Annotated in this window: 20 protein-coding genes and 1 pseudogene; 9 read left to right on the plus strand and 12 right to left on the minus strand. The window is 59.1% G+C overall.

Annotated features, from left to right (window positions below):
- Positions 1-170: pseudogene (locus IWX62_RS12810) on the plus strand (IS30 family transposase); the annotation flags it as partial.
- Positions 171-221: 51 nt separating this feature from the next.
- Here the strand turns inward: IWX62_RS12810 and IWX62_RS12815 are convergent.
- The 11 genes from IWX62_RS12815 to IWX62_RS12865 form a co-directional block, all read right to left on the minus strand.
- Positions 222-1739: a glycosyltransferase gene (locus tag IWX62_RS12815; RefSeq protein WP_196841808.1), complete on the minus strand. Its 1518-nt coding sequence runs from the start codon at positions 1737-1739 to the stop codon at positions 222-224.
- A complete protein-coding gene (locus tag IWX62_RS12820; protein ID WP_196841809.1) occupies positions 1739-3634 on the minus strand; it encodes a glycosyltransferase in 1896 nt (631 codons plus the stop codon). The genes IWX62_RS12815 and IWX62_RS12820 overlap by 1 nt, the downstream gene beginning before the upstream one ends.
- Complete coding sequence (gene wecC, locus IWX62_RS12825) at positions 3631-4890, minus strand: UDP-N-acetyl-D-mannosamine dehydrogenase (RefSeq protein ID WP_333483412.1); 1260 nt, start codon at positions 4888-4890, stop codon at positions 3631-3633. The genes IWX62_RS12820 and wecC overlap by 4 nt, the downstream gene beginning before the upstream one ends.
- A 28-nt stretch (positions 4891-4918) precedes the next feature.
- Positions 4919-6733 carry a glycosyltransferase family protein gene (locus IWX62_RS12830; RefSeq protein WP_333483413.1) on the minus strand — a complete coding sequence of 605 codons (1815 nt, stop codon included), beginning with the start codon at positions 6731-6733 and terminating at the stop codon, positions 4919-4921.
- A 104-nt stretch (positions 6734-6837) separates the two neighbouring features.
- Positions 6838-7716, minus strand: coding sequence for an ABC transporter ATP-binding protein (locus tag IWX62_RS12835; protein ID WP_196841812.1), 879 nt, complete (start codon positions 7714-7716; stop codon positions 6838-6840).
- Entirely contained in the window at positions 7703-8536 is an 834-nt protein-coding gene (locus IWX62_RS12840; protein ID WP_333483414.1) for an ABC transporter permease, read from the minus strand. Before IWX62_RS12840 ends, IWX62_RS12835 begins: the two co-directional genes overlap by 14 nt.
- Before the next feature lie 46 nt (positions 8537-8582).
- Complete coding sequence (locus IWX62_RS12845; RefSeq protein ID WP_333483415.1) at positions 8583-10022, minus strand: glycosyltransferase family 4 protein; 1440 nt, start codon at positions 10020-10022, stop codon at positions 8583-8585.
- Positions 10023-10324: 302 nt separating this feature from the next.
- Positions 10325-11524: a glycosyltransferase family 4 protein gene (locus tag IWX62_RS12850; RefSeq protein WP_196841813.1), complete on the minus strand. Its 1200-nt coding sequence runs from the start codon at positions 11522-11524 to the stop codon at positions 10325-10327.
- 109 nt (positions 11525-11633) lie between these two features.
- On the minus strand, positions 11634-12398 hold the full coding sequence (locus IWX62_RS12855) for an S-layer homology domain-containing protein (protein ID WP_196841814.1): 765 nt from the start codon (positions 12396-12398) through the stop codon (positions 11634-11636).
- Between the two features lie 483 nt (positions 12399-12881).
- A complete protein-coding gene (locus IWX62_RS12860; RefSeq protein ID WP_333483416.1) occupies positions 12882-13652 on the minus strand; it encodes a hypothetical protein in 771 nt (256 codons plus the stop codon).
- An 11-nt stretch (positions 13653-13663) separates the two neighbouring features.
- A complete protein-coding gene (locus tag IWX62_RS12865) occupies positions 13664-14701 on the minus strand; it encodes an LCP family protein (protein WP_196841816.1) in 1038 nt (345 codons plus the stop codon).
- Positions 14702-15432: 731 nt separating this feature from the next.
- On the opposite strand from IWX62_RS12865, the gene IWX62_RS12870 reads away from it, so the two are divergent.
- From IWX62_RS12870 to IWX62_RS12895, 6 genes are all read left to right on the plus strand, one after another.
- The gene (locus IWX62_RS12870) at positions 15433-16068 is read left to right on the plus strand and encodes a DUF5819 family protein (protein ID WP_196841817.1); all 636 of its coding nucleotides are present in this window, start codon (positions 15433-15435) and stop codon (positions 16066-16068) included.
- Positions 16058-17152, plus strand: a complete 1095-nt coding sequence (locus IWX62_RS12875; protein ID WP_333483417.1) for an HTTM domain-containing protein — start codon at positions 16058-16060, stop codon at positions 17150-17152. The genes IWX62_RS12870 and IWX62_RS12875 overlap by 11 nt, the downstream gene beginning before the upstream one ends.
- The gene (locus IWX62_RS12880; RefSeq protein ID WP_196841819.1) at positions 17149-18012 is read left to right on the plus strand and encodes a serine hydrolase domain-containing protein; all 864 of its coding nucleotides are present in this window, start codon (positions 17149-17151) and stop codon (positions 18010-18012) included. The genes IWX62_RS12875 and IWX62_RS12880 overlap by 4 nt, the downstream gene beginning before the upstream one ends.
- Positions 18013-18050: 38 nt before the next feature.
- Complete coding sequence (locus IWX62_RS12885; RefSeq protein ID WP_196841820.1) at positions 18051-18260, plus strand: hypothetical protein; 210 nt, start codon at positions 18051-18053, stop codon at positions 18258-18260.
- A gap of 250 nt (positions 18261-18510) precedes the next feature.
- Complete coding sequence (locus IWX62_RS12890) at positions 18511-18987, plus strand: DUF3515 family protein (protein ID WP_196841821.1); 477 nt, start codon at positions 18511-18513, stop codon at positions 18985-18987.
- Positions 18987-19907: an aldose 1-epimerase family protein gene (locus tag IWX62_RS12895; RefSeq protein WP_196841894.1), complete on the plus strand. Its 921-nt coding sequence runs from the start codon at positions 18987-18989 to the stop codon at positions 19905-19907. The genes IWX62_RS12890 and IWX62_RS12895 overlap by 1 nt, the downstream gene beginning before the upstream one ends.
- 146 nt (positions 19908-20053) lie before the next feature.
- On the opposite strand, the gene IWX62_RS12900 is transcribed toward IWX62_RS12895, so the two are convergent.
- Entirely contained in the window at positions 20054-20842 is a 789-nt protein-coding gene (locus tag IWX62_RS12900; protein WP_196841822.1) for an SDR family NAD(P)-dependent oxidoreductase, read from the minus strand.
- Between the two features lie 100 nt (positions 20843-20942).
- Here IWX62_RS12900 and IWX62_RS12905 point away from each other — a divergent pair, with 100 nt between their 5' ends.
- Both IWX62_RS12905 and IWX62_RS12910 read left to right on the plus strand, forming a co-directional pair.
- Positions 20943-21809: a helix-turn-helix transcriptional regulator gene (locus IWX62_RS12905; RefSeq protein WP_196841823.1), complete on the plus strand. Its 867-nt coding sequence runs from the start codon at positions 20943-20945 to the stop codon at positions 21807-21809.
- Positions 21810-22163: 354 nt separating this feature from the next.
- A complete protein-coding gene (locus IWX62_RS12910; protein WP_196841824.1) occupies positions 22164-23678 on the plus strand; it encodes a putative bifunctional diguanylate cyclase/phosphodiesterase in 1515 nt (504 codons plus the stop codon).
- Positions 23679-23747: the final 69 nt, after the last annotated feature.

Consider the following 23747-nt stretch of genomic DNA (forward strand, 5'->3'; position numbering starts at 1 on the left):
GCCTCATCCGGGAGTACCTGCCCAAAGGCATCGAGATCACCAGCCACCAGCCCTACCTCGACGCCATCGCCGACGAACTCAACGACCGACCCCGCACCACCCTGGGCTACCTCACACCACGAGAAGTATTCACCAAACTACTCAACGACAATGTTGCTACCACCGCTTGACACCAAGCTATCGACCGCCCACAAATGGACCTTTGTCATCAACCATCAACGCTATATAGCAACGTTCTGCGTTTGCGTAGGGATGGATGGCTCCAACTTGCGGTCAATTGCCGCCCGCATCGTTTGACCCCAGCCCACGGTGGCAGAAATATCACTGAATCGCTCCGCCGTTTGGCGAGCATTTCTCCGCATTGAAACCACAGCGGAGGCATCGAGTTGGCTTAGGTGAACGATTGCCTGCGCCAATCCTGACACATCGCCGGGTTTCACTAAGAATCCGTTCACACCGTCTTCAATAAAGTCTGAAGGCCCGTATGGGATGTCGTAGGAAATGGGTATGCAACCAACACTCATGGCCTCAATGAGCACAAGACCCTGGCCTTCGAGCGTGCTTGTGAGAAGGGTAAAGGACGCAGATTTGAAATGATCCTTCGCATCCGGGTGGTAGCCCATAAGTTGAACTTGGCCTTCCGGATTCGACTCATGAACCAGCTTCGTCAACGCGGCGGCCTCCGGACCATGCCCGTGTATCTGAAGAGTGAAAGTCGTGTCAGCTCCAGCGCTCGCCTCAACTACCGCCCGAATGGCGTGGCCCAATCTCTTTCTCTTGGTCAGGCTAGCTAGAACTACTCCGGAACCGATCTCCCGCGGCGAGTGGACGAAGGGCTCATCAGGCAAGCTCCGGCTGTTGGGGATCACCGAAGTATTCTCCTGCCGACCGAGCAGAGTGTCCACATCCTCCTTTTGCTGCTGAGTTAGAAACACCACCGAATCGAATGAACCAAGCCGCTCGAACACATACCGTCGGGTCGGACTCAGCTCACCGTGGGGTGGCACAGCTCCGCTAGCCATGTGCGAGTTGTGCACCAAGTGCATAGTGATTACGTTTGGTCGCCGGTACCGGCTGATAAAGTTAGCTGTTGATTTGCTGTCTACAATCATGAATGTCTCGCGGCCGGCCACGACAACATCGAGCCACAGCAAATAGAGCGGCCAGATTTGGTTCCACGAAACAACCGCTTCACCGCGGGAATCACATAGAGTGACGATTCGACCGCCCACTGTGCCTTTTATTTCAACGTCCCGCCGATCGCTTACGAATATGCTTCCGTCCGGGCGCAAATAGTCGACCTGCAGTGTCGTCTCCCTGCTCTCCCCGAGCCTCATCCGTCGGCGAAGAATTCCATCGAATCGATCTTCCGTGAAGTCGCCGTCTTGACCAATCGGTTCGAATTTTCCCTTCACGCTTTTAGCTTTGACCGCCTGATGAAGGATTTCGTCAGGGAATTGAGACATTTCGTCCCATAGGTTGCGCACTCGCATCCCATGAATTAACTTTCCCTCTGCAAACAACTCACAGCCTATGTCCGCATAATCATTGGCGTAGGCGAACGTGAGGACATCAACATTCTGCCCTGCCTCCGTGACGAATGCTCGCGACCTATGGAGCATTGCCTCGGTCATGCCTCCAAAATCTAAAGGAATACCCCAGGTCACAGCGCAATGGTAACCGTCGGGAATCAGCTTCGATTGGGCCGGATTAGATGCTGCCACTGGTAGATTTTCCACTATTCAATCCTACGGGACGCAACGGACGGGATCGCACTGGCAGGTTCCGGGAGACCCGACCGAATACTAAGGTTGCCATGAACAGTGCTGTAAAACTGAGCGTCCAACTGTTTCAGATCTGCCCGCACCCTGACTCGGCGGACCGCCGCGCCCACGTAGACTTCAATGACGAAGTCCCACACAGTCTGAAGCCGCAATCGGGAAGCTATGTCCTTAAAGCTGAACGAGACACTAACCACATCTTGGTTCTTTCTGGTCAGGCGGTCGGCATCGGCTCGGAAGTACTCCTCTGTTCCCCGCTCGGAGAGTCTGCACAGAAAGCGCGGCACGGCGTCATTCCCTGCCCAAGCGTTCTCCGACAGACGAAGCTCCGTGTCGAGCTGGATGACGCCGGTGGTCCACATGGCACTTGATGCGTTGAGCAACTCCAGCGTGAAATCTTTGGCAACGAAGCCTTTTCGCTTCCACACCGCCTCAAGAACCGAGCCCCACTGCGTCAGGACAGCTTCATCGGAAAAGTCAGCAGCGCGGGAAATGGCTGCAGCCCTCATCTCAGAAACCCGGTCCTCCGGAAGCCGGCAGAACTCGACGATTGTCTCGGCCAGAGCCTGCTCATTGCCATACTCGACGATGAAGCCATCCACTCCGTGGTTAATGATCGACTCCGGACCATAGTGGATGTCATACACAATAGGGATGCAGCCCGCCGCCATGCTTTCGACGATAACCAACCCGAACGATTCTGAAGAACTGGTAAGCAGAGAAAAGGAACTGCTCGCATATGCCGCGGGAGTGTCGTGCGTATGGCCCTTAAGTGCGACGTACTCCGAGAGATTTCTCCCAGCAATCACATTCTCAAGATTGTATTTCTCTGTGCCTTCACCGTATATGTCCAGAGTGACCGGAACATTAAACTGACGTCGGGCAATATGAACAGCTTGAATAGCCTGCTGAATTTGCTTTACAGGCCTCAACTGGGCTAATAGCACTGCACTGTTGCGGGCCCTCTCCTGCGTTGCAGTATCCCTTGGGTGACTGCTTCTACTGTTCGGAATGACGTGAATATTTCCGGTGTCGGCGACCCTCTTCCGGATGTCGTCTGCCTGTCGGTGAGTGAGAACCACCACGCCATCGAACGCATCAATCCTGGGGATCAGGACATTGCCTGCGCCGGAAAGAGGCGTGGTGGGACCCAGAGCGGCATTCGACAGATGGGAGTCATGAACCTGGTAAATTACTGAAGCGTGTGACCGCGAATAGCCTGCCATGAACGTGCCAACATGCTTGTTATCCACAATAAAATGTGAACGCACACCGTCAGCGAGGTAATCAAGCCAGAACCTGTAGAGCTGCCACGATGATCGCCACTCAGCAACGGGCTCCCCTGCCTGATTGCAAAGGATCATCCTTCGCTTGCCACCAGATGTATCTGGATCCTCCGCGCTTACATCAGCGAGGAACAGTGTTCCATCCGGCCGGAGGTGATCGGTCCGGATGATCTTGCGTCCGCCGTCCGCTGTTCTGCGGATCTGTGACCGTCCTCCGACCGACTGCTCTACGGTCGTCTCCGCGGAGGACACCAACGGATGGAAATCGCCGTCGCGTGACGCTACGGGCCTGCTCCATCCCGCGCCGATGTCAGGCAATTCCTCCCAAAGGTTTCTCAAGTTCACGCCGTCCACCAGCTTCCCCTGCTCGCGGAGCGCCCCCCGGATCTCTCCATAATCACGGAAATTGTCGAACGTGAGGATGTCGACGGGCACGCCGCCTTCAACGGAGAAGGTTCTCGATCGGTGAAGCAGCACGCTGGTTCGCCCGCCATGCACCAGAGGAAGGCTCCAAGACAAGGAGAAGTATTTGCCGCTTGGTAACTTCGGGCGGCCGGAAATCGTCAATGTCCGGCCTCCGCCAGGGCAGTTTTACCCCAAAATCCTCGTGTATCCACGATTCCCTTGCCCGTCAGGCTGGCAACTGGTATCTCCCGGAATCGGTCGTGGTCCACGAGTAGAGCGACTACATCGGCTGAGTCTACGGCGTCCTGGGTTTCACTCCACTCCACGTTCGGAAGCCCGGACACTTCTGGCGGGAGGGTTCGCCCGTTCCTCAGCGGCGTCGCGACCCGCAGGCGTGCGTGCGGAGCCGCCGCAGACAGCAGCTGCACAATTTCCATAGCCGGTGACTCCCGAACGTCGTCAATGTTAGCTTTGAACGCCAGCCCAAGACACGCCACCGTCGGCGTGTCTATCCCGTTGATTTGTTCGATGATTTTCTTCACGACGTGGGCCGGCTTACCGTCGTTGACCTCGCGCGCAGTCCGTATCAGGGTTGAGTGCATGGGATCCGCAGCCACAATGAACCATGGGTCCACGGCTATGCAGTGGCCTCCCACGCCGGGCCCCGGCTTGAGGATATTGACCCGCGGGTGATGGTTGGCGAGCCGGATCAGTTCCCAGACGTCAATGCTGAGATTTTCGCTGATCACGCTTAGCTCGTTTGCAAAGGCTATATTCACGTCGCGGTAGGCATTCTCGACCAGCTTACTCATTTCAGCGGTCTTCGCGTCAGTGACATGGATGCTCCCCTGGCAAAACGTTAGGTACAGGTCCCGGGCCGCTTCTGATGCTTCTTCGGTGAGGCCACCAATTACCCTGTCGTTCGTCACTATCTCGATCATTATGCGTCCCGGTAGGACCCGCTCGGGACAGTGCGCCAAGTGGATGACCGGGAGACCTGCGTCGCTGTCCAGACTGAGGTCCGGCCGCAACTCGAGGAAAATTTCACCTAGGCGTCGGGTAGTTCCGGGGGGCGACGTTGACTCAAGAATAATGAGCTCCCCTCCCTCCAGCTGAGGGGCAATGCCGCGCGCCGCTGACTCGATGAATGACAGGTCGGCGCTTTTGTCCGCGAGGAAGGGCGTGGGAACAGCGACTATATATGCGCGCGCTTTGGGGGTCTTGATGCTCGCGCTGAGACGAGACTGGCTCACCGCCCCGGCCACATGAATACCCAGGTCCGGTTCGACAAAGGGAACCAGACCTTTATTGATTGCGTTTACTGTGTCGGGGTTTGTATCGACACCAATTACGGTCAGGCCATTGGTCGCGAGTACCGCCGCGGTCGGCAGACCAATGTATCCGAGGCCGACAACCACTACGTCAACGCAATCCGCTCGCTCCTGTTTAGATGTCAACATGTTCGTTGGGCCTTCCGTAGAATTTCAGATCGCATGATGCCAACAGCTCAGAGTCATCGATCTGCCAGGTGTGTCCGGAACCACGCCGCACTTGCACATAGTTGTATCGATCTGCGGAGTAAACCGTCCCTCCCGCAGCGATCAGCCGCCGAAGGAAAGCTGTATCCTCACCGATCCGCACGTCTTCAAATCGCAGGCTCCGCATCGTCTCCGCCGACGCCATTATGGTGGGTCCCGCAACGAAGTCGGTGAAACGATGCTCTGCGGAGCCGTTGCGTAGTAGCACCGCATTTGATGAAGTGAGGTGCATGTAGTGCGCCTGTTTACCGACCACGTCGGCACCCGAGTAGTCCAGTGCAAAGACCTGATCACTAAGATAGTTGGGGCCGTAGTGGTCGTCGTCGTCCATTTTTGCCAGCACGCGCCCATCTGCCGCCTCGACACAGGAGTTCAGGCAATTGCCAAGAGAGATTTTGGCCGGCTCAGCCAACAAAACCACATCCGCAATCTCGTACTCTCGCGCCATGGCACGTACCTCTTCGGAGTGGAGTTCCGGGCCATGCGCCAGAAGAATCAACTGCACGTCGACGCCCGTTTGTCCGCCTATTGTCCTGCACACGTGCTCGAATTGATGAGGACGCATAGAGGAGACCAGCGCAGAAACTAGTGGCCGCGTGACCGGCTTGCTCCGTTGGGGTATGACCGCGCTGAGCACGGACTCAGCCCGATGGGCATAGGTATGTTCATTCCAGATCCGCCGCTGCGCAAGGTGAGCGGTCCGATCGTTGAGCTCGGAATTTTTCGACAGTGCGCGAGAAAGCTGCATTGCCTCGCCGCGTGTTCCTGCCACCGGCACCTCGGCGGAATTAAAAAAGCCCCCAATAGCAGCGCTCGGCGAAGAAACAACCGGGGTACCCGAGGCCGTGATCTCAAAGATCCGTCGGGCACACATACTGGACGAATCAATCACTGAATTGACGTTAAGGAATACCTTGTACGCCTTGTATGCAGTCAGCATCTGGGCATAGGAAAGACTGCCAACAACTCGAGAATTTAGCGGCTGAGGAAATTGATAATCTTTGCCTGCCAAGAGCATCCTTGAGAAAATCTCCAACCCAAGCGGCAGGCTGCGCGAAGCATCGAGCGCACCGCCGAGTAAATACTCCATCTGCATCCGACGCTCCGGATACTTATGGGCAAAGTACATACCGGCAAAAGCAATATCTCTCGCATGTCTCCCGTGGGACGGACGTAGCGGGTTATGGACAGCGGGTTGGGCGGCGAATGGCAAGACGGCAATCCGTTCGTGTCCCAAATCCTTCCTGTATGCCTCCAACCTGCCTTCATCCGAAGTAAACACCCAATCAGCGCAGCTGGCGGCGGAAAGGAAGTCCTCATAATGAGGCGGATCCTCCTTGTTCCAAAAGACTGTAGGAACGCCCGAATTCCGGCATTCTTGTAACAGGTCACGATACTCCGGAGCCGGACCGTTGGGACCGGTAAGCTTCCCACGCCAGAGACGACTGTTGCCGGACCACGCCGACTCGATGAAGACCAGATCAAGCGACTCCTTGGCTAACTGGACACGCCAGGCCTTCGGGTCGAGGGCCACCAGACTCCATTCGTAAGCAAATGCGGTGGTGGAAAATTCGTCGAGGATTACACCGACACGCAGATCTTCACGGCGTGGCGCACGTGCGGAGATCGGCGTTTCACCGAAGGAGAGACGGCGCTTAATACCCTTTCCTAACCAGATTCCCTCCGCACCTCTCGCTCCCCCAGGTACTGCGTGTTGGCGCATCACCCGTTGCCTACTCCGCCACTGAGCTAGCTGGCCGATGCCGCCACGCCGCAGGTGCCACAAGCCCTGCCGCAGGCTAGTAACGGATGCCGACGAATTACCCCTCATGCTCGTCTCCGCCCAGAACCAGAGTCCTGAATTGCAGTCAATGCAATTGAGGAACGAGCTTCCTCGCGCAACCTTTCAGCTGAGATGTTGTTTCCTTTGGATAGGTGTTTAGTGAAATCCGCGTACGCAGCCGTGGTTGTCTTGGGATCCCCATCCATCAGAAGGTCACCATCGTCGAGCCAGAGAACTCTGGAGCACATATCTCTAATGGTTCCAAGGCTATGGCTGACCAAAAAAACCGAGCCCGCATTCGCCCGCAATTCGTTCATACGAGCTTTGCTCCGCTCCTTGAACTGGGCATCGCCGGTATTCAACGCTTCGTCAATCAACAGGATTTCCGGGTCAACGCTTGCTGCTATGGCGAACCGAAGCCGCGACGCCATACCAGAAGAATACGACCGCATGGGAAGGTGGATGGCCTTCTCCAACCCGGACAGTTCGACGATTGCCGCAAAGTTGCGGTTTACCTGGTCCCTTGTCTGGCCCATGGCGAGACATCCCAGAATTATGTTGTGGTCACCAGAGAGCTCGGGGACTAGAGCTGCGTTCACACCGAGCATGACAGGGATGCTAGACGCGTACACAGCCCCTGAGGTGGGATTACTTTGGCCGCTGATGAGTCGCATTAAGGTACTTTTACCTGAGCCGTTACGGCCCACGATACCCACAGATTCCCCCCGCTCAACCAATAGCGACATCTCGTTTAGCGCGCAGACCGTCACCAAAGGTGACCTCCCCAAGACCTTCTTGGCAATCCTCCCAGGCAGCGCACCGGTTTGCCGTGCCTGAGCCTCGGTGGTTGGCACCCGGTAGTGCATTTTTGCGCGATCTATGACCACCGTGGCGTCTCCACTGAATGGGTCACTCGCGTCCATAGGACTCCTCCGCCTTCCAGAAGAAAACCATTCCGACGATCAAAGCGGTCAGGGCCCATGCGGAAAGAATTGCCCATGATTGCCAAGAGGGTAGCACCGCATAGAGAAGAGAATCCCGAACAATATCGAGGACATTAAATAGGGGATTCAACTCGACTATTCGCAGCAAGGTGGGATTGTCAATAAATCTCTCGTAAGAAAAAAACACCGCTGACGCATACATCCATATTCGTAAACTGAAAGTTAACAGGTGAGTGACATCGTTTATTTTTGAAATGATTCGAGCAAGTATTAAACCTACCCCAAGGTTGAAAACAGCCTGCAAGAACAGGGCTGGGAGTATCAAAATCCACAGCCAGGTGATCTCTTCGACCGGGGGGAATAGAAGTATGAGTACCAACATCGTAATCAGTACAGGAACACTAGCCAGAATCTCCCGCATGTTCACAGCGATGGGCAATGTGGCACGGGGAAAATTAAAGGCTTGGATGACTGCGCGGTTGGACTGGATGGATCGCGCCCCGTTGGTAATTGCCCGGGCACTGATCTGGAAAAGAAATACTCCTATCACCAGATATCCAATGAAGTTTTCTATTCCACGGCTGGTCTGAAGAAGCAATCCGAAAATCAGGTAGAAAGTCAACCCATTAAGAATGGGGTTGAGGATCATCCAGGCGCTTCCCAAACGATCCTTACGATTACCGCTACTTACCCGTGCACGCGCGTCGTACATAATGAACTCACGGTGATCCCAAATTTGAACTAGATAATCAAAGAACCCCGGGCGTGCCCCAATTCGAACCATTTCCCGGGTAGACACATTCACAGTCTTCGTTCTCGTCGTTTTCGGGGTTGATTGATTTTCATCATCCACTTAATCTACTGCCCATCATCGTATAAACGTCTGCCAATTTGCTCGCCCCGCCTACCCAGGTGCGTTCGGATAGAACCTTCTCTCGGCCGCTCTCTCCGAAGGTTTGACGGTGCAATGGTGAACTGATCAGGTGAGCAACGCTTGCCACCATGGAGTCGATGTCCTCGGGGTCTACAAGCCACCCAGTCACTCCATCGACGATAATTTCGGCAAGAGCCGGTAAGTTGCTACCGACCACAGGTCGGGAGCAGGCCATCGCCTCGACTGGCTTCAATGGCGTTACCGCGCGAGTCACTTCAAGGTCCTTCCGCGGCAGCACAAAAATGTCTAAAGCTTGATGATGAAGCCAAGCCTTCTCGCGTGGCACCCGGCCGGTGAACGTCACGAGGGCGCTCACGCCAAGCTGCTGAGCCAGGGTCTTCAGCGACGGTAAAGCTACCCCATCCCCCACAATCAGGCAGCGTAATCCAGGATGATCAGTCACCAGGACGGCGAATGCTCTCAGTAGATCATCGAGCCCTTCATAGTCAACAATGCTGCTAACCGTGCCGACATACACTCCGTCGGTAGGCAGCCCGATCAACTTACGCGCACTCCGTGAGTCCATCGGCTCGTCGAGATACTCATCTCCAACCGCGTTAGGGCACAACAGAACCTTGCGCGGATCTACTCCCTTGCTCACGATGTCCTGCTTCATAGCCTCACCCAACGTCACCACCAGGTTGGCACTTTGCATAACCTGCGCTTCACTTTCAGTGAAGAGCCTATAGCGTTCACTCTTCTTTGCCGCATCACTGCGACTTGATGCCCAAGTGTCAGCCAACTGACCACGAACCTCGTAGACCCAGGGGATCCCGAGGACCCGCGCGACTTCGCGAACCACCAAACCATTCACAAAGTGTGTAGTTGTGTGTAACACGGTTGGTCGGATCCGTAACGCCAGCGCCAGAAGTTCTTCTGCCTGCTGCTGAAGTCTGGCATCAAACCCGTTTGCGAGTCGCGAAGGCAGCAAGCGGTGGTATGCCACTCCATCAATGAGATCAAGGTCCACAGCGAACAACTTTCCCACTTGCACCGGATAACCCACACGGGTGGCAGCATGAACGTGCCACCCGGCGTCGTGCTGTGCCTTGAGTATCGAATGTGAGCGCTGGGCATAGCCGCTGCCCGTGTGCGGCAGAGAGTTGGTCAAAACATGCAGCACCGTTTGCGGCAGGGGGGAATACCCATTCACTGCCGTCAGCATGGGCGTCCACCCCTCAAAGACCCTCCGCTCAGATGCAAGATGATCAGCGGCACTGAATCGGTCAGCAGACTGCAGCTCCTCAATGGCGCCGCTCATATCGCCGTCAAACCATCGCTTTCGGGCAACAGTCCTGCTCACATCCGTAGCGCCGGCTAGCCGCGCTTGGAGGAGGAACTCGTCAGCCATGCACGGATGCCCGGCGGTGAGGGCAACATCCGCCAGCAAAGCTGACCGGAAAGCCGAACTTCCGTTGGATAGGGCCGCCTTCAAAACAGTTTGAGTGCGCGACTGGTCTCCCCGAAGATGTGCCGCCAAGGACTGGACTACTGGCCCGCCATTCAGGTGAGCCGCCACCCCCGCCGCGCGATCAACGATGCCGCTGGGCAGTCTCCGCGAGACTTGCAAAAACAGCAGAAATGGGTCGTCTCCCAAGTGACGGATTACTGTGACGCCTAACAACCGAGCATTACGCAACACCGATAGTGGCATCACCGGTGAGGACCTCCAGCAACCTCAGCCAACAGATCGATATAGCTCTGTGCTAACGTCTCTACATCTGCGTTGTTTTCCACCCAGGCACGCCCGGCGCCGTTCACCTGAAGCAGCGATCGATCGGCTTGAAGTGACTTCCATATTTCAGCGAGGTCCTCGGGCGAGGATGCAACGACGTGACCTGATTCTGCGTCTTCAAGGATTTTCCGCGCCTCACCCAACACGATGCCAGTGATGTGCCGTCCCAACGACAAAACTTCGTAGGTTTTGGAAGGAATGGTGGTCTCAAAGGATTTCCAGTCGTCCCGCAAAGACACGATGCAGCTATCGGTCCGGTCATAGAACCCCATCACCTCGGGACCGTGGACTGGCTGGTGAAATTCGACGGGTGCGTTCAGTTCCTGAGACAGACGCATCAGGCCCTCTCGCTGCACTCCGTTGCCCACCATGGTCAGACGCATCTGCTTGCCGACAAGTGCGGCGGCCTTTATTGGCACGTCCAACCGTTGGCTCTCACCATGGTTCCCAAGATAAAGCACCTCCAGCCGGTCCGATTTCAGTGGACGCGGCTGAAGTTTATCCAGGGTATGGAGGTCGACTCCATTGGTAACGGTTGCGACGTTCGTCAGGCCTCGGTCCCGCAACGTCCGAGCGAAGCCGTGGGTCACAGTGACTACCAATTCGGCCCGGTCCTGGATGGCCATGATAATTCGTTCGACTACCCCTTTGGCGCTGCCCTTCACGAGCCGTGCATCCCGAGCAATGTCTGGCCATGCGTCCCGCATATCGACAACCAGCGGTCGCTTCAAAATTCTCGAGACAACATAACCAGCCCCAAGGATCGGAAGACTGGGCACTGTCACAATAACGACGTCGGGCCGCTTGGAGATTAGCGCAGCAGGCACACTACAGCCTGCCGAAAAAAGGTGGTTGCCGAGCCGGCCCAAGCGAGTGTTCCGATGCCAGAGGAACGGAACCCTACGGATTCGTTCGCCATACTCGCCCGGGGAACAGAGGAACGGCCTTCCCGCAACGCTGCGTGGCAACGTCCGCCGACCGTGGGGCGCATGCGCTACCGGTGTAACCACATCGACGTCCCAGCCAGCGGCGCGGAACGATCGGACGAACTGTGTCCACCTTCTCTGCGGCGGGCTGTGCTCCGGGGCATAAGAATGCGTCAGCAATAAAATACGCAACGTACACCCCCAACGTGTCTAGGTTGCAATGTGTCAATCAGGATCAGGATCAAGTGTAGACCTCGAGCAACCAATCTCTAGATTGGGCCCCATTAGGCGTGACACGCATTTATGGCTGGGTGTTGATCATCAGCGCGTACCGATTCATGAAGGCAGCCATGGCGTCACGATTTACCGCCGAGTAGGGCTTGAAAGTTTTGGTGCCGTTACTTTCGTTCCATCCTCCGCTGATTCCCGTCGATGCCAGCCAGGAAATTTCTTTGATGTAGACGTTGTCAGCGGACACATCGGCGAAAGGCGATGTCGCCGGCTTCTCAAGGTCAGACCGCTCAGCGAACCGATATAGGAAGACCGCCATCGCATCCCGAGCCACCGGGCTCAGCGGCCGGAAAAGCCTCGTTCCGTCTTCTTGAGCCCAGCCGGTGCTGATCCGTTGCGCTGCGAGCCAGGAAATCGCCGTGTAGTACACGTTGCTTTTAGGTACGTCGGTGAACGGAGAGATTTCGGGCGGCGTGTAGTCAGGTGAACCCGCGAGACGGTAGATGAATGCGGCCATCGCATCCCTCGCGATGGGGGTGACCGGACGGAAAGTCGACGTTCCGTTGGGATCAGTCCACCCTGTACTGATACCGGTAGACGCCAACCAGGAAATTTCCTCGGAGAACTGCAACTTCTGCGGAACGTCGGCAAACGACTTGGCCGGGAATGCTGTGGTGCTCGGCGCGACCGCCGTATCTCCCGCCTCAACCGCTACGATCTGCGCCGAGGTCTTGAGGACCTTGCCTGGCACCCATTGAGAGGTGCCCTTCACGCTGGATCCGTCCGGACGAGGGTCATCGAGGTAAAGCCGGTAAGAACCGGGTTCAAGCGCCACGAAAGTGTAACTGCCGTCAACCACCGGCTGGGACTCCACAGCGAAGGGTGTCTCAGCGCACGGACCCTCGGTGGGAGGCGGCACGCCCGGCTTCAGCTGGCCGACGGCTGGCGAGAAGCTGGCTCCGGTTTCAGAGTTTGGGACGGGAGCCGGAAGAGCATAGACGCAAAGCTGATCGTTCGATGTCAGGCCGAGTACCGTACCGGTGATCTGACCAAAGTCCTCAACTGGCGGTTCGGAGGGGATCCCCGCGCCCATCAAAAGCCCCGATACGAGGAGCCCTGATCCCGCTGCGGTTGCGCGCCGGCTGAGGCCCCACCGAGGTGATGGTTGGCTGTCCGGTCGCGTTGATTCCACTCTGGCCATGCTGGGTCCCCCTACAGATACGAATGATCGATTCATCGTATGGCTGAGGTGGTAGCCCAGAGCACCTTTATTGCCGATCAGCGTGAAGAGTAATCAAAACGTCACCGACTTGCGGGACTATTCTCCAGCCTTCGGACGGGTGGTGTTGCTGCCGCGGAGCTTCGCGTAGTACAGCACGCCCAGCCCGACGAGGCCCAAAATGACCAGGACCCGGGTCACCGGGCTGGAGCCAATGGAGGTCTCTTCCGAAGCGGGGCTAGCGGCGACGACGGCTGCCTCAGTAGGTGTGGCCGTAGCGGAAGGAGTAGGTGTGGCTGTAGCCGTCCGGGTAGGGGTGGCGGTCGGCTCAGGCGACTCGGACTCTTCAGGCTCAGCTGACTCCGATTCCTCTGGTTCCGGGGTTTCTTCTGGCTCTTCAGTTTCGATCGATTCGGTCAAATCAACCACCGCGCCGGTCACAGCAATGAACCTGAAATCCGTATAGAGGAAGGTGGTCGGGTCAATGAGGTTGCCGGTGCCGGGTTCGATCAGGAAACCTGTCGGCGGGTGAATGGGGTACCCGGTTACCGGGTCAACAGCGAAACCAGTCGCAGGATCAACGGCTGGAGCGGGATCTTCCTGCGGATCCGGCTCCGGTGCTGGCTGCTGCGGAGCGGGCTCGGGCTGCGGCGCGGGAGCTGGCGCAGGGGCGGGCTGCGGAGCGGGCGCAGGCTGTGGTGCCGGTGTAGTGGGCGCGGGCGCTGGAGGCGGCGTGGTGGGCGCAGGCGCGGGTATCGGAATGATCGGCAAAGGCGGCTCTTCGACAGAGTGAGCCGCGCCGACACCGGCTCCGACACAGAGCGAGGCCGCGGCTAGACCGGCGAGAGCACGGCGCATCAATAATCCCATGGGTCCTGATTCTACTGTGCCGCGGCCTGGACGTAGTCGCCCAGGGTATCGGTGTCCAGCGCTTCGGCAATTTCCGCGATTGCGGCGTCATCCTTCAGAATAATGGATTGACCGTCGGCGGACGTCCCGATTCCCAGGTTTGGCAGCGTGAAAAATTGCACATCATCGCTGCGGATACTCCTCAACGACAGCGCCAGGCCGCCAGCCGTGGAGGCGTCCAGCCCCTCATCGACGCTCAGGTATGGCGACACCTGATTGACCACTTCGTTGACCTTGAGCGGATTTGTCAGGGTCTCCGCGGTGAGGAACTTGCCCATAACGGCTTTGATGAACAGCTGCTGATTCTTCACCCGCTGGAAGTCGCCGTCGGTGAACGCATACCGCTCACGAACAAACTTCAGCGCCGACTCCCCCTGCAGATTGATCTCGCCCTGCTCGAAGAACTCGCCGTCGGCTCCGCGTGACTGGAACGCAATCTCGTTGGTGACCGTCACACCACCCAGCGCGTCAGTGAGGCCCGTGAATCCCTCAAAGTCGATGATGGCTACGTGGTCGATCGGTGCGTCGAACATGCCCTCAAGTGTCTCCACCAGCAGCGGCACTCCCCCAAACGCCGTCGCGGCATTGATCTTGTGCTCGCCGTAGCCGGGAATCTCCGTCCAGGTGTCCCGCATGATCGACATCACATACACGCCTTCACGATTGGCGGGGATGTGCATCAACATCATGGTGTCGGAGCGGCCCGCGTTAGGGACGCCCGGCAGGTCCTCAGTCTCGCCACTGCCGCCGTTCTCATCGCTGCCGAGCAAGAGAATGTTCCGTGCCTCTTCAGCGGCCGGAGCCCGCGTAGGGCGATACGTCGACTCCGGGAACACCTCAGCGATAGTTTCGGTCTGCGTGTTGTACGTGTTCGCGAGGTTGAACAGGTATCCGCCAGCAACGATGCCGGCCACGAGCACCAACGCAAGTGCAGAGAAAAGGACAATCCGGACCGGGCGGCGCTTCTTGCGAACGCTCTGCTGATCGGGCTCTTCGAGATAATTTGACACGACGGATTCTCCCTGACATAAGACAGCTCCTCATACTAACCATCAACAGTGGGAGAAAGCTGGGAGGCGCAACCACGTGGACAGCAGGAACCAAGGGCTTGCAGCGGATCAGTGCTTGCACAACCACCTTCAAGCGGGGATGCCCAGCGCAGCACTTTAGCTCTTGGCTTCTCGACTTCGCCTGCCGGAGGGGTCTGATGTCGTGATGAGTAAACCCACCGTTGACAGACCGCTGTGGGTTCGTGAAGCATGAGCACGTAAGCTCGGTGACGCGGGTCACTGGGATTGTCTGTGCCGCTGGCACAACTTTTCACTGGGGGAAAAATGAAAAAATTGCGTTTGAGTGTCATCACTATCGTTGCCGTTGGTGCTCTTGCCGCCGGACCGGCAGCAGCGAATGCCGTCACGAACTCGGGCCCAGAATCGGCTGTGTACGTTGCGGCTGCATCAGGGGGAACTTCGACGGCCGTTGGAGTGTCACCGAATGTGCCTGCAGCTGCTATCAACGCCGGACGGGCGCTATACGCGGGCTTCAAGGCTGGGACTAGCCCACGCGAGGTCGGTAGAGTGCTTGGTTGGGGTTCGTTCCTCGCCAGCTCGCCGGTCGAAAACCCGAAGTCGTTCAACCAGGATCAGGCGTTCGACCGCTAACCCTGGATTCGTAACGATTTTCTAGGCTGGGGGGCCCTCGTGCTGCGAGGGCCTTCCAGTTTGGATAGGGAAGAACGTAAATGAACAATCGAATGCGGTACGTGATGGCCGCAGCGGTATTGACGGCTGTTGTCGTCTACGCCTGCCTGACGCTGATCGTCACGGGGCCATCCAACCCGATCAAAGTTGCTGCTGCCCCGACTATTACATCTCTGTACAGCCCATACTTCCTTCAGAATTGGCAACTTTTCGCGCCGGATCCGCTGGCGCAGGAACGTGGAATTCTGGCGCAAATGAGATGCGCCGACGGGGTAGAGACAGACTTCCAGGACATCACGACTGTTCTGGTCACCGAACTGCAGAGCACTCGACTGTTTCCCAGCAGGGAACACCGAGTGATCACCAATGCGATCTCCCGACGCTTCGAAACGGACGAGGTTGTGCAGCGGCTGATTGATAAGGACACTGAGATCGAGCAGCAGGAATCGGTGGACAAGTATGCCGACGAACTCAGCGCTCGCAACGTTCGCGCGTCCGAGGCACTACTGGCCGAGTACGCGGCTCGGAAGCTGAACACGTCTGAGTGCGGTGGGGCATTCAATGCTGTCCGCGTCCGTTACGTCATCCACGACTACCCCGGCTGGTCTGATCGCCGGGACTGGGACGCTCAAGGACAGATTACGACGATCGATTCGGAGTGGGTCAATGCGGGTTGAAGTTGTGCAACACTTGGGAGCCCCTATCCGTCAACTCCTTGACTGGGTGCTAGAGGGGTACCACGGGTTGGCTGCCGTGGGATTGCTTCGGTCTGTTTACGGACTGACTACGGCGGGCCTCATGGTCACGAGTTGGCCGGACAGACACCTCTTCTTCGGACCTACTGGGCTCTTGTCATCGGCCGGGCTGAAGGAGCAGTGGACAAACGAGGACGCGTGGAGCATCTTCGATCTGGCTTCCACGACCTCCGGCTTTGATGTCTTCTACGTCTTCTTCGTAGCAGTGGCGATACTGACGATGCTCGGAATCGGTGGAAAGCCCATCCTGGTTCTCCAGTACATCGGGACCTGGAGCCTTTTCTCGCAGAACTCGTTGCTGGGGGACGGCGGAGACAACCTTATGTACATCTGTGGGATCTTCCTCCTCCTGACACGCTGCTTTGACCGCTTCACCGTCCTTCCAAGAGAGCCCAGCCGACGCTACCGCTTCCGCACCCGCTGGATCCCTTCATGGCTCAGCATGCTCACACACAACACTGGCGTTCTACTCATCGCCATGCAGGTATGCATCGTCTACTTCATCGCGGGATCGTTCAAGATGCAAGGCGAGATGTGGACCAGTGGCACCGCTCTGTACTATGTCCTGCGTAATCCTGAGTACCATCTCCCCGGCATCGAGTTCCTCTTCTACTTCGCCTTTCCGAGCGTCGTGGCAACCTACGTCACCGTCATCTCCCAGGTGTTCTTCCCCCTCCTGATTCTGTTCCAGCGGACCCGGCTCGCGGCCGTCATCTTGATGATGATGTTCCACCTCGGCATCGCAGTCATAATGGGGCTTACCTCCTTCGGGCTGATCATGCTCGCTTGCGACACGATCTTCGTCAGCCACCATCTCGCCAAGCTCACCGATAAGATCATGGGCCGACCACCAGCACCTCAGACCGCGCCAGGTCCGGGAACACCACAATCCTCCCCAGTAGACGCAGAATCGTATCCGTTGGAAACCACCGACAGGCCCTCCGACAACCCCGGTGAGCAGAAGGTGTCAGTGCCCGACGGTGACTCTCGAAAGGCGCCATCATGATGACCACCCCCCGAGCCGTCGCTTCGCTGAAACAGTTCTCACTCCTACGAGTCAACGGAGAAACCGCCCGCGACATCAGTCCCAAGAACTGTGCAGATACGCCCTTCGAGTGGGCGTCGATCACCAAAACGTTAACGGCCGCGATCACCTACCAGTTCCACTTAGACGGACGCCTTAACCTGGACCAGCCAATCGCCGCTACCAGTGGCCCCTACGAAGAGGCACCTCCCTGGATCACCCCACGGTCTCTGATCGACCACAGATCGGGTCTGCCTCGGATGCCCGAAGGGATGACCGACAAGGACGACCCCTACAGAGGGATGACCATGGATCGGTTCCACAAACTCCTTCCCGCGATTTGGGGTACCGTCACGGAACCAGTCAACCAAGACCCGATCTACTCCAACCTTGGGTATGCAATGCTCACAGACCTCCTCGAGAAACACACCGGTCATACCTGGCAGCATCTAGCCATGAGTCATCTGTCGTCCCTGGGAATCACGGATGGCATCTACACGGAGGTACCAGACGGAGGACTGGTAAGAAAGACCATGCTTGGTCGGACCCGTGCGCCCTGGTCCTTGAGCGATGGCCCCTTCGTCGGTGCCGGCGGCTTGTGGGGAACTCTCGACGCCCTCGTCGATTACGGGCAAGCTTCTCGACTATGGTCCAAGGCGTTGCCGATGAACACCAATCCGCCCGGCTGGGCGTCGAGCGAAGACTACTGGTGGCATACCGGCGGCTCACGCGACGGCTCCGCAATCGTCCTCTTCAACGACGATGTCGTCCTGGCGGCCAGCACCCTCGGCTTCGGACCCTTCGAGGCGGGAAAAGTCGCCCGCAAAGCACTCCTGGCATAACCATCACACACCCCGACGCCCTTCATAAGGAACATCCCATGAAACACGCCCGCACGTTATGGTTCGTCATCGCCGCCCTGTGTGTTGCCCTCGCAATCGGCATCTTCGCCGGACGCGCCATGCTCAGCGACATCGTTAGTGACGGTGCATACCGCGTGCTGATTGTGTCGGCCTATCTTTCCCTCGCGGGCGCAGCGGGCAGTCTTACCAAAGCCTTCGCGCTGGCACGCGACGGCTCGAATGTCTGATGCCGCGGGTCCCCGCGACGGATTGCGGATCCCGACACGCAGCCAGCTTCTGCCAACCCTTCGCGGTCACCATTCCAAGCTGAGGCCCAGCCCGGGCAAGTTTGCGCCACTATTTGGAATGCCTGAATGCCCACAGACCGATCGTGTGTAGGCGAGCGCTAACCCGCTCCAAAGAAAGCACGGGACCTCATGGGCTCGAATAGGAGAAGCACTTGGCTTGACCCGCCAGGCTGACCAGTAAACTGGCACCATGCGTGCCTCCCGTCTCATTGCCCCGCTCGCCGTCGTCATCCTTGGCCTGACGGCCTGCTCGCCGATCGTTGGTGTGGAGGCAGCCGCCGACGCCGCCAACCCCGAATGCGCGTCGGTGATGGTGTCGCTGCCGGAGGTGGTTGCCGAGAACGAGCTACGCGAAACCAACAGCCAGGCCACCGCCGCATGGGGCGATCCTTCGCAGGTGGTGCTGCGCTGCGGCGTCGCCGTCCCCGGACCCACCACGGATTCCTGCGCGTCAGTGAACGGCGTCGACTGGATCATCCAGGAAGAGGCCGACGTGTGGCGCGCGACCACTTATGGCCGCGACCCTGCGGTGGAGGTGCTGTTTGATCCAAATGAGGTGCCGTCCAGCACCATTTTGGTTGATCTGGGGGCCGCTGTGTCTCTGGTGGCACAGGATTCCGAATGCCTCAGCGTCAATGACGAACTGGAACTGCCCGAGGGCTCATGATGGATCACGCCCCCACTCCCCTGTCCGGACGCCAGTTCGGCCTGCGGCATGGTGAGTACACTGCCGTCGTCGCCAGTGTTGGAGCCTCGCTGCGCGAACTCCGCTTCGGCGGCCGAGACCTGATCCGTTCCTATGACGCAGACGAAATCCGCCCCAACTATCGGGGCGCGATCCTGGTCCCGTGGCCCAACCGGGTGGTGGACGGCACCTATACGTTCGGCGGTGTCGCGCATCAGCTTGGCCTGTCCGAGCCCGAGCGCGGCCATGCCCTGCACGGGCTCCTCGCCTGGGAGGACTGGGAGACGGTGGAGCAGAGTGGCTCGTCGGTCCGGCTTCGGGCGACAGTGGTTCCGCAGGAGGGGTATCCGTTTTTGCTCACCGTTGAGGCAACCTACACGCTCGACGACGACGGTCTCACCGCCTCAGTCACCGCTCTCAGCGCGGGCCCCGATGCTGCACCCTACGGTATTGCACCCCACCCCTACCTGGTGGCCGGCGACGGCCGTGTGGATGACTGGACCCTGACCCTGCCCGCCTCCACGGTGCTGGAGGTGACGCCTGACCGGCTGATTCCCACTGTTGTGACTCCCGTGTCGGGTGACTTCGATTTCCGTGTGGCGCGCCCGATCGGTTCAGCGTTCCTTGACCATGCGTTCACTGACGTCCAGTACGACGACGGCGTAGCTACAGTTCGCGTGACCGGTGCCGACGGGCGCGGGGCAGCAGTCTCGTTTGGCCGCGACCTCCCCTGGGTTCAGGTGCACACCGGGGATCTGCCAGCGGATCCTGCGGGGAGCAGGCGGGGGCTCGCGGTCGAGCCGATGACCTGCCCGCCGGACGCCTTCAACTCGGGGACGGACCTGGTAGAGCTGCAGCCGGGTGCGGAGCACACTGTCTCGTGGCGGATTCACGCGGTCTAAGGGGTCTCCACCTCGCTGGTTCATGACCCGGGACTCCTTTTCCATGGCTCCCGCCCAACGTATGCCCTGATTCAGTGGAGAGTTCCGGACATGCCCACCGAATCCGGCCATACACTGAGCAACGCCGTCGGGCGACCGGGCGGAACTCAGGCGGCCCGGGTACTGGTGATCCCGCCGTCGACGGCGAGAGTGGCTCCGTGAATGTAGGCCGCCTGCGGGGAGGAGAGCCAGGCAACAGCTGTGGCAATTTCGTCGGGGGTACCGGGCCGGCCGCCGGGTGTCCCCGACGTCATCCGAGTGATCACGTCCCCGGCGCCCGCATTGATCGGAGTTCGGGTAGCGCCTGGGGAAACCGTATTGACCCGGATGCCCCTCGGACCGAACTCAGCAGCCCAACTGCGCGCGAGCTGTTCCTCCGCGGCCTTGGACGCTGAATAAAGTCCGACGATCGCATGACCCACTGTCGACATCCAGGATCCGATCACCACGATAATGCCATTCCCCTGCTCGATCATGCCCGGCACCAGCGCCGCGGTCAGCACGTGCGGGGCGCGAATGTTGACGGCAAGGGTAGCTGCGAGATGCTCATCCGTGAGGGACAACGTGTCAACGGCCGGACACACGGCGGCGTTGTGTACCAGAAGGTCGACCGTACCGCCGAGGGCGGACTCCCAGGACCGTGCGGCGGCGCGCAGTTCGTCGGGGGTTGCGGAGAGGTCCGAGTGGACGAAAGTAGCCACACCGCCGTCGCGCTGTATGCCTGCGACGACGCTGTCGCCTCGCCCCCGGTCACGACCGGTGATGAGTACATGAGCGCCGCGGGCGGCGAGCAGACGGGCAGTAGCGGCACCGATGCCGCTGGTGGAACCGGTAACAACCGCCCGGCGGCCGGTAAGGGAAAGGGAAGCTGACTGGGACTGATCAATGGTGGTCATGAACCCATTCCAGCCGAGTTGCCAAGGACGCACCAGTGCAAGCGGTGCCTAGGCAGGAGCTGACCACGCTAGACCGGATACCGCTTCCTATACTGAAAGGGTGCCAGCAGACCGTACCGCCCTCGCCGCTTTCCTCCGCACGCGCCGCGACCGTCTCACACCGGCGCAGGCCGGAATCGACCCCTTGCCGGGCCGCCGTCGCGTCCCCGGGCTCCGCAAAGAAGAGGTAGCGCTGCTCGCCGGCCTCAGCACCGACCACTACAGCCGGATCGAACAGGGCCGCCAGCGAACACTGAGCAACGACATCGTGCAGTCACTGTCACGGGCACTCCGGTTGGATGATGTTGAAACTACGCACCTGGGCGACCTAGCCGTATCACCGGGCAGGCACCGTGGCTCCGGGTGGGAAGCGCCCCAGCGCGCCGACCCCGGCATGCTTCGCCTGCTCACGACGCTCGACCATGTTCCCGCTGTGCTCCTGGGCCGCCGCGGCGAGGTCCTCGCAAGCAATGGGCTCCTGTGCGCCGTGCTCGGCGCCGACCTCGATCCCGGGGTGTCGTTCATGCGGTGGCTGTTCCAGAATCCGGCAGCCCGCCAGCGGATCCTCAACTGGTCCGACTTCGTGGCCGCCGCCGTCGGCGGGTTGCGCTACGAGGTGGGGCGGCGCCCTGACGACCGCAAGCTTCTGACCCTCGTCACGGAGCTGCGCGCCGAGGATCCGGACGTCGCCCGGTGGTGGGACGACCACGGCGTCACGGATCAAACGTCGGTAACGAAACGTATCGACCACCCCCAGTTCGGGGTGCTCGTGTTCGGTATCGAAGCGGTGAGCACTCCCCACGACCCGGACCAGCGACTGGTTGTCTACACCGTGGAACCGAACTCCGCCACTGCAGCACTGCTACCGCTCCTGCAGTCCTGGGCGGACCCGCGCCCTGACCGATCAATCCCTCCGGTGAAGCATTGACTCTGTTAAGTTTCCGTTTGCTTTCGCCTGATAGTAAAAGGTCCTGTGGATCCCTTACCTTCTCTCGATGCTCCTCCCCGCGCGACGCATCCTTCCCTTCCCACGCTCGGTGATCTGGGCTGTGAAGCGAAAGTCCTACCGGGTTGCACTTCTGCGGGCGAGATCGAAGCGCTATTCAGGTCCAACCCGGGGCTCCGGGCCGTCGTCGTCGAGGTCGATGACACCCAGTATGTGTTGAGTCGTGACCACCTTGATAACCAGATGACAGGACGGCTCGGGTACGGCCGGGCCTTGAATGCCCGAACAACAGCCAAAGCTTTGCTTCCGCAATCAGCCTTTAGCCTTCCACCATCATTGGATCTGAGATCTACCGCCGCGGCCTTGCTGGAACGGCCCGAAGAGTACCGCTATCAGGATGTACTAGTCACCGCCAAGCCCCCTCGTATCGTGCCGGTACTTGAGGTTTTCGAAGGTCTCTCCGACATGTTCCGTCATGCCGCGCTCCATGACCCACTCACCAATCTGCCTAACCGGCTACGCCTCGAGGAATCTGGAGCAGCCCGTTTGTCAGGGGCCGAGCCGCACCGCACCGCAGTGCTTTACATTGATCTGGACAACTTCAAGGTTGTCAATGACACCTTCGGGCACCGGGCCGGCGACTGCGTGCTGACCGCTTTCGCAACAAGGCTGTCAGCTTGCACCAGACCGGCGGATACTGTTGCTCGGCTGGGCGGAGATGAGTTCGCGGTGTTACTCACTGATGTCGACGAGACTGCTGCCCGCGCCGTCGCCCACCGTGTCCTTCAATCCCTGGAGCTGGCTTTCCCACATGACGGGCATGAGTTCCGGCTCTCCGCGACCCTTGGCTTGGCCATGGCTAACGACACCGACGAGGAAGACCCGAGAAAGCGCCTTGAGTATCTAATCCGCCACGCTGACGCAGCCATGCTTCAGGCCAAACACGAAGGAAAGGGACAACTGGGAAGGATAGACCCGTCGCAACCGACAAGCCGTTTTGCCCGCCAAGCGCTGATTCGCCGTCGCCTGCCTCTTGCCCTGACTAACGCAGCCTTCACCCTGCATTACCAGCCCCTGATGGACATCGTCACAGGTTCCTGCCTGGCGGTTGAAGCGCTGCTTCGCTGGCAGGACCAGAACCTCGGCAACGTGTCACCGGATGAATTCATCCACATCGCCGAGCAAACGGGTGACATCCACGCGATCGGCCGGTGGGTCATCGATCAAGCCTGCGCCCAGGCTCGTCTCTGGTCGGACTCCGGTACCCCTCGGGCAGTTTCAGTGAACATCTCCCCACTGCAGTTGGCTGCAGGGCGCCTTACCGCCGACATCCAGGGAGCCCTGCAACGCCATGGGGTGCCGGCAACGCTCCTGAACCTTGAAATTACTGAAAGCGTAGCCATCGCGGATCTGCCATCCGCCGCGGCCCAGCTACGCGTCCTCATCGACGCCGGCATCGGCGTCGCTCTCGATGACTACGGAACCGCCTATTCCTCACTATCCTTGCTCCGAGAGCTCCCGCTGACCGCGCTGAAGCTGGACAAGTCATTCATCGAGACCATCGATACCGATCCGACCTCAGCAATCCTGGTGGCGAGTGTCCTTTCCCTGGGTAGGGACCTCAATCTGAAGACGACAGCCGAAGGCGTGGAAAGGGAAACACAGTTGGCCGTCCTCCGCGAACTGGGATGTGACACCGCACAGGGCTACCTCATCTCACGCCCGCAGCCTGCTGAAAACTTCGGTACGACCCGAACAGTTCATGAACCCGGGTCCGGTGCCCTACCTGGCGAGCCCACAGCCTCAGCAGAAGAGAACGGCGCATTCAGGACCACCCGATCGGCCGCCTGAAACGGGTCAACACACCGGCCGACCCCGAGCGCTGATGCCATAGCATCATCGCCGGGGTCGGCCGGGGCA

Source organism: Arthrobacter sp. CAN_A1 (assembly GCF_015751665.1).
Classification (GTDB): domain Bacteria; phylum Actinomycetota; class Actinomycetes; order Actinomycetales; family Micrococcaceae; genus Arthrobacter_D.